The organism is Cytophaga sp., from assembly GCF_051961495.1.
GTDB lineage: Bacteria > Bacteroidota > Bacteroidia > Cytophagales > Cytophagaceae > Cytophaga.
Genome location: NZ_JBQCDF010000029.1, coordinates 1 through 6,396, shown reverse-complemented (window position 1 = coordinate 6,396; position 6,396 = coordinate 1). Strand labels below are relative to the sequence as shown.

Sequence of the window (6,396 nt, the reverse complement as noted above, 5' to 3'; positions counted from 1 at the left end):
CTAAAAATAATATTTAACTGTATTGAGAAATTCATACAAATACACATTTAAGGAAATAAAGTCTGGTAAAATCGACGATTCTATCACTGAAGTATTGAAAAAAGTAGCAAAAGAAGTTGCTGTAAAATATAACTAATTTATGCCAAGCTTAAAAGAGGTCCGCAACCGGATAGCTTCAGTTAATTCTACGCAGCAGATTACCAAAGCCATGAAAATGGTTTCGGCAGCCAAGCTTAGAAGAGCTCAGGACAGAGCGATGAAGATTCGTCCGTATGCAGAAAAACTTAACGGTATTCTTCACAATATTTCTGCTTCTTTAGAAGATGCTTCTGATAACATCTACTCTGAAGAAAGAGAAGTAAAAAATCTATTGATTGTTGTTGTTACTTCAGACAGAGGTTTAGCAGGAGCATTCAACTCGAATGTCGTTAAAACAGCTGTAGCATTAGCAGAAGAGAAATATCCTGAACTAGCGGCTGCTAATAAAATCAATTATTTGTGCATCGGTAAAAAGGGTGCCGAAGTTTTGGTTAAACGCAGCAGCAATGTAAATCTGGATTATCAAGGCTTATTCCTGGATCTTAGATTTGAAACCGCTAGAAAAGCTTCTGAATTTATTATGAATAGCTTCCTGTCTGGCAAGTATGACCGCGTAGAAGTTGTCTATAACGAATTTAAAAATGTTGCTACTCAGATTATCCGTACAGAGCAGTTTCTGCCAATCCCTGTAAAGGCTGCACCAGTAGCCGTTACAGAAGCAGTAGAGATTGATTATATATTTGAACCTTCGAAAATGGAGATCGTGAAAGAACTGATCCCGAAATCATTGAAGATCCAATTCTATAAATATCTGCTTGAGTCAAACGCATCCGAACATGGTGCCCGTATGACTGCGATGGATAAAGCTACAGACAACGCGAAGGAAATGTTAAAGGCATTGAAGTTAACATACAACCGTTCCCGTCAGGCTGCTATCACAAAAGAGATCCTGGAGATTGTTGGTGGCGCGGAAGCATTAAACAATTAATATTGAATAATACAATGAAAGAGTCACGCCACAAAAGCGTGACTCTTTTTTTTATAGCATAGTATGAAATATATCCTGTATCTGCACATATGGCTTTCGGCAATAGCAATGCTGCTTACGATGGAATGCATACTGTTTTTTGCACCGGATAAAATAAATTACACCATCATTCTTTTTGCAGGGGCTGCTACACTCTTTACCTATAACGCGCATACCTTATTCGCGCTCTATTCAAAAAAAAACAGTACTGAAGTAACAAGCTGGGGTCGCAAAAAATACAATTGTATATTCTTTACCATGCTTCTGGGCTTTGTGTGTAGTTTATATATATGCGTGATGTATTTTAATTTTAATCAATGGTTCATTTTTATTGCATCATCGGGTTTATGGCTCACATACGAGGTTTACATTATTTATGCAAACAGAAGAGGGCTGCTGCTGAATCATCATTCTTTCTTTAAAAGTATTGTGATTGCCTTTGTCTGGACAATCATTACCGGTGTATTGCCTTTGAGTAAAAGCGAAACAGACATTATGTGGAGCTCCAATGCTGCCTTGTTTATTGGTGTGCGGTTTTGCCTGTTTGCCTTCATTACACAGCTGTTTGAATACCGGGATTTCTATATTGATAAAGCAATTAAAAAAGTATCACACCTGAACGGAAAGACGATTGGTTATTCCAACATCACGGTCATTTGCTACTTGTTTTTTGCAGCAATTGTTCTGCAGCTTTTTATTATTGAGCTACATATTTCATTTAAAATTGCGACAATCCTGCAAATGATTTTCTTATTGTTCTGCCTGCGGATTAAAAATATTGTAACCTTAACACCGAGCATGCTTATATGGGACGGTGTGTTAATTCTTTCTCCTTTGATAAGCATCCCTGTCTTGTATTTATGAAGCTGCACCCGAACATTATACAATCAATAATTGTATCACTGAAAAAAATATTTACAGAAGGTGCATATGCAGATGATGTAATTCGCAATCTATTGCAAAGCAATCCTAAATGGGGATCCAGAGACCGAAGGTTTATTGCAGGTACGCTCTATAGCATTGTGCGCTGGAGGAGACGTTATGAATTTGTTGTCAACACATCTGCCACAGATCCACAGCGCTTCGAAAAGATTGTTGCAGCGTATCTGTATGACATATATAAAAGTGAAATTGAAACGCCGCTTCCTGCTGCTGTTGATCCGGCCGATTTTTCAACACGCAGTTTCGAAGCCCTTACAAACAGGGCTGTTCATGCATCAATAGAGGATTGGATGGACATACTTGGGGAACAGCAGTTGGGTAAAGAACGTTGGGAACGGGAGCTGGAATTTTTAAATACGGAAGCGGATGTTTTTATTCGTGTCAATACGGTTAAGCATAATGCAAAACAAGTTCAGCAAGTATTGGAAAAAGAAGGTGTCGCAACTGAAGCTTTCGGCACTTTAAATGAAACGTTGAAACTAAAAGAGCGTAAGCCCTTGCAGCGACTGGCTTCATACCTGAATGGATATTATGAAGTGCAGGATGTGGGATCTCAAATGATTGCGCATTATTTGTCTCCTCAGCCCAAGGCAACAGTCATTGATGCTTGTGCAGGCGCAGGAGGCAAGACGTTGCACATTGCTGCATTGATGCAGAATAAGGGCAAAATAATTTCCATGGATATTGAAGCTCCGAAATTGAAAGAGCTGGAAAGGCGTGCGTTACGAGCCGGAGTAACTTGTATACAAACGAAGCCAATAAAAGAAAATACAATCGCCGGCTTTAAAAATGCAGCCGATTTTTTATTACTGGATGTTCCCTGCAGTGGCATCGGTGTGCTGAGAAGGAATCCGGATGACAAGTGGAAGTTAACGAAGGATCGTATTGATACATTAGTACATGTTCAACAGCAAATCCTGCAGGAGTATTCTACCATGCTGAAACCCGGCGGTATTCTTGTTTACGCTACCTGCAGTATTTTACCTGCTGAAAATGACAATCAAATTGACCTGTTCCTAAAAACAAATGGCAATTTTCAATTGGAAAAGAAACAAACAATTTACCCGTCAGAAGGTGGTGATGGCTACTTCATGGCGCGGTTGGTCAAACGGTAATTATCTTTTCGGAACAATGAAATTCAACAGGTAAAAGCTCTTTTTTTATTTTTATTATGTGTATATTTAATTGATACCGTACATATTAACTATTATTTATATGAATAGAACATTTTCATGTGCCGCTTTTTGTGCCGTTCTTTTGATGGGTTTTGTAAGCTCTGCTCAGACAGTTAATACACTCCGGTCCACAGAAGATTCGGCATTGGTAAACTTCACTATAACCGATATAGACAGTGTACCTGTGGAGGACGCGAAGCTTGTAGTAACTTCCACGGATAAATCAGTTACCAAAGAAGGTGTGAGTGATACATACGGACATTGTTATATGCTGCTTCCCGAAGGGAAAACATATACCATGATTGTATATAAGTTCCGCACGGATTTTCCTTTCAATCAGGGCTTAGTATTGCCTGTTGAAAAAGGCCGTTATTCTATGGATCAAACCATACGTGTAAAAGTCATTCGTGATTATTCCCGCATATTTAATCTGGACAATGTATACTTTGATGTAAACAAATGGGATATCAAACCCGAGTGTGTGCCGCATGTAGAGAACCTGTATAATACATTGGTCTTAAATCCTAAAATGGTTATTGAAATTGCAGGCCATACCGATAGCGATGGTGACGCGCACCAGAATTTAGTGTTGTCACAGAACAGGGCCGACGCGGTAATGAATTATCTGATCAAGCTGGGGCTGGACCCGAAACGTGTGAGCGCAAAAGGATATGGTGAATACAAACCGATCGTGCCAAATGATAATGCACCTAATAAAGCCCGTAACAGAAGAACAGAAGTACGGGTGCTGGACGAATAAGAATTTACATGGAAATAAAGAAGGCTGAATGAAATATATTTTCACTCAGCCTTCTTATTTAAGAGGTATTCTATGCATCACTACTCTTCTGTGCGAATAATTTTTCTGATAACATTATTGCCTGTATCTATTACATAAATATTCCCTTTGTCGTCAACAAGAATTTCATCCGGGAAACAAAAGCGCGCTTTATCTATATCACCATCATTATAACCTCTTAAAGAATTCCCGATTGTTAGAAATATGTTCCCTTTCGGATCAGCGACGTATATCTGATGAGAATATAAAGGCGCTACATATAAGTTTCCGGCTTTGTCAATGGCAGTATTTCTGGGATAACGGAAATCTAACGGACGGGTATTGGTATTATCTTCCACTTTAAGTAAAGTCCGGTCTGGAGTTATTTTAAGAACGACCGTTTCATTTATGGTGGTAATATACAGGTTATCATTCTGGTCAATGGACATACTGTAATTGTTGATGCCCAATGCAGGAGTTGAAACGAGTGTTGTAATATTTTTTTGTTTGTCAATTATTTTTATCTGGCTGGCATGTTCATTTAACACATATATATTGTCTTTTGAATCTATGCAGATATCGATGGGCTGGGCGAAATGATTATCCGAAGCGGTGTTTTGTGCGAATGTTTCAACCAAACCATTTTTACGAATAATGCGAATTTTGTTATTGCCTTTGTCTGCCACATATATATTCCCTTTTTTATCAATGGCAAGTCCCATAGGTTCATTAAAGAGAGCTTCAGTACCTTTTCCATCGGCACGGCCTTTATTGCCTGCCCCTGCAAAGGTTGTGACATTTCCTTTGATATCAATTTTACGGATGTTATGATTTTTCTTATCGCTTACAAATAGATTTCCTTTTTTATCCATCACCATTCCTGCAGGAGTGTTGAAAAAAGCTTTGGCAGCCGGCCCATCAAAACTCTTTAGCCCGCAGCCGGCAAATAGTTCGAGCGTTCCTGTCTGAGAGATTTTGTAAATCTGATTGTTTATTTTATCTGTTACATATAAACAGCCAACAGTGTCAACAGCTATACATGATAGTTGTCCGAAGGATGGGACCTGATCTGTAAAAGAAATAGGGATAACAGATACAATACCATCTTTGGTAATTTTTTTTATTGTATTGCCTTTGTCAACCACAAACAAATTATCTTCCTGGTCAATTGTTATACCGGTAGGAGAGTAGAAGCTGGATTGCATGGCATTTTCATAATCCTCTTCCGTTAAATATTCAACTTCAACAACTGCCGGAAATCTTGTCATTGATTTTCCTGCAATAATTTTTTTCAGACAGGCGTTGCCTTCATCTGTAACAAATAAATTCCCTTTTTTATCAAAAACAAGACTGTGCGGGTAATACAAAAGACTATCTGAATGGGAATCATTATTCATGCCGGCATACGTTGTGACATAACCCTCGGGCGTAATTTTTTTGATCTTATCGTTGCTGGCATCTGCTACGAATACATTACCTGAATCATCACAAGCAATGCCATGGATATTGTAAAAAAGAGCATTTGCTCCATCTTTATCTCCATCTTCTTCGCTGCCGGCAAATGATGTCATATCTCCTTCTGCATTGATCTTATATATCTGATGTTTACTGGAAATGTAAATATTACCATTGTTGTCAGATGTAATGCCTACAGGTATGATCGATGGATATCCATACATAGAACCTGCAATTGTTGAAACCATTCCATCCGGGGTAATTTTTCTGATCTTGTAATTCCACGAATCGGCTACATATATGCTTCCGGACTTATCAATGAAAATGCCTTGAGGCTGATTGAAACTTGCTCTTTCTTTCACACCATCAGCATCGTGTGTATAGCCGGCCAGCGTTGTGACCTGGTATTTTTGTGCCTGAATGGAAAATGAAAAAATAGATAATGCAAATAAAAGTATAGATATACGGTTCATGTTGAATATAACTATTAGGTATAGATAGAATGCTTGATACAAAGACGAACTTATGACGTAGCTTATTGCCAGGTTTTATAAGGGCTTTCAATTAGCGAAGAGTTAAAATATCTGAAATCAGAAGTTACTTCCTCTCTCACCCAATCAGGTTTGGCAAAGGCTTGCTCTGTACTTTCTAATTCAATCTCTGCTATAATCAAGCCGGCGTTGGCTCCTTCAAATACATCTACCTCCCACACATTTCCTTCGAACGTAATTTCATAACGGTTCTTTTCAATCGTTTTGGTCGTGAAGTTTTGAAGAAGTTCCAGCGCTTCTGTTTTAGGAATTTCATATTCGAATTCACTTCTGGAAGAACCATCCATACTGCTTTTCCCTTTGATGGTGATAAAACCTTTACTGGCTGTGGCCCGCACGCGTATGGTCTTTCCCGGCTCGCTGTGCAGATAGCCCTGGATCAGGTAATTGGGCTCAGGTTTATTCAATGCTGCCCATTGTGCATGATCC

6 protein-coding genes are annotated in these 6,396 nt (G+C 38.8%); 4 read left to right on the top strand and 2 right to left on the bottom strand.

The window, feature by feature from the left end:
* The first annotated feature begins 139 nt into the window (after positions 1-139).
* From atpG to ACTHJT_RS01600, 4 genes are all read left to right on the top strand, one after another.
* Positions 140-1,027 (top strand): ATP synthase F1 subunit gamma, encoded by an 888-nt coding sequence (gene atpG / locus ACTHJT_RS01615; protein WP_440235888.1) that lies wholly within the window; start codon positions 140-142, stop codon positions 1,025-1,027.
* Positions 1,028-1,090: 63 nt separating this feature from the next.
* The gene (locus tag ACTHJT_RS01610; RefSeq protein ID WP_440235887.1) at positions 1,091-1,930 is read left to right on the top strand and encodes a hypothetical protein; all 840 of its coding nucleotides are present in this window, start codon (positions 1,091-1,093) and stop codon (positions 1,928-1,930) included.
* Positions 1,927-3,123 (top strand): RsmB/NOP family class I SAM-dependent RNA methyltransferase, encoded by a 1,197-nt coding sequence (locus tag ACTHJT_RS01605; protein WP_440235886.1) that lies wholly within the window; start codon positions 1,927-1,929, stop codon positions 3,121-3,123. Before ACTHJT_RS01610 ends, ACTHJT_RS01605 begins: the two co-directional genes overlap by 4 nt.
* Positions 3,124-3,223: 100 nt before the next feature.
* The gene (locus ACTHJT_RS01600) at positions 3,224-3,943 is read left to right on the top strand and encodes an OmpA family protein (protein ID WP_440235885.1); all 720 of its coding nucleotides are present in this window, start codon (positions 3,224-3,226) and stop codon (positions 3,941-3,943) included.
* An 80-nt stretch (positions 3,944-4,023) separates the two neighbouring features.
* Here ACTHJT_RS01600 and ACTHJT_RS01595 read toward each other — a convergent pair whose 3' ends face one another.
* The gene (locus ACTHJT_RS01595) at positions 4,024-5,889 is read right to left on the bottom strand and encodes an NHL domain-containing protein (RefSeq protein WP_440235884.1); all 1,866 of its coding nucleotides are present in this window, start codon (positions 5,887-5,889) and stop codon (positions 4,024-4,026) included.
* A 62-nt stretch (positions 5,890-5,951) separates the two neighbouring features.
* Positions 5,952-6,396: CYTH domain-containing protein (locus tag ACTHJT_RS01590; protein ID WP_440235883.1), on the bottom strand; the 445-nt coding region annotated here is incomplete at its 5' end.

Excerpts from the sequence above, each read along its gene's own strand:
- atpG (WP_440235888.1), top strand. The coding sequence starts at position 140 with ATGCCAAGCTTAAAAGAGGTCCGCAACCGGATAGCTTCAGTTAATTCT.
- ACTHJT_RS01610 (WP_440235887.1), top strand. The coding sequence starts at position 1,091 with ATGAAATATATCCTGTATCTGCACATATGGCTTTCGGCAATAGCAATG.
- ACTHJT_RS01605 (WP_440235886.1), top strand. The coding sequence starts at position 1,927 with ATGAAGCTGCACCCGAACATTATACAATCAATAATTGTATCACTGAAA.
- ACTHJT_RS01600 (WP_440235885.1), top strand. The coding sequence starts at position 3,224 with ATGAATAGAACATTTTCATGTGCCGCTTTTTGTGCCGTTCTTTTGATG.
- ACTHJT_RS01595 (WP_440235884.1), bottom strand. The coding sequence starts at position 5,889 with ATGAACCGTATATCTATACTTTTATTTGCATTATCTATTTTTTCATTT.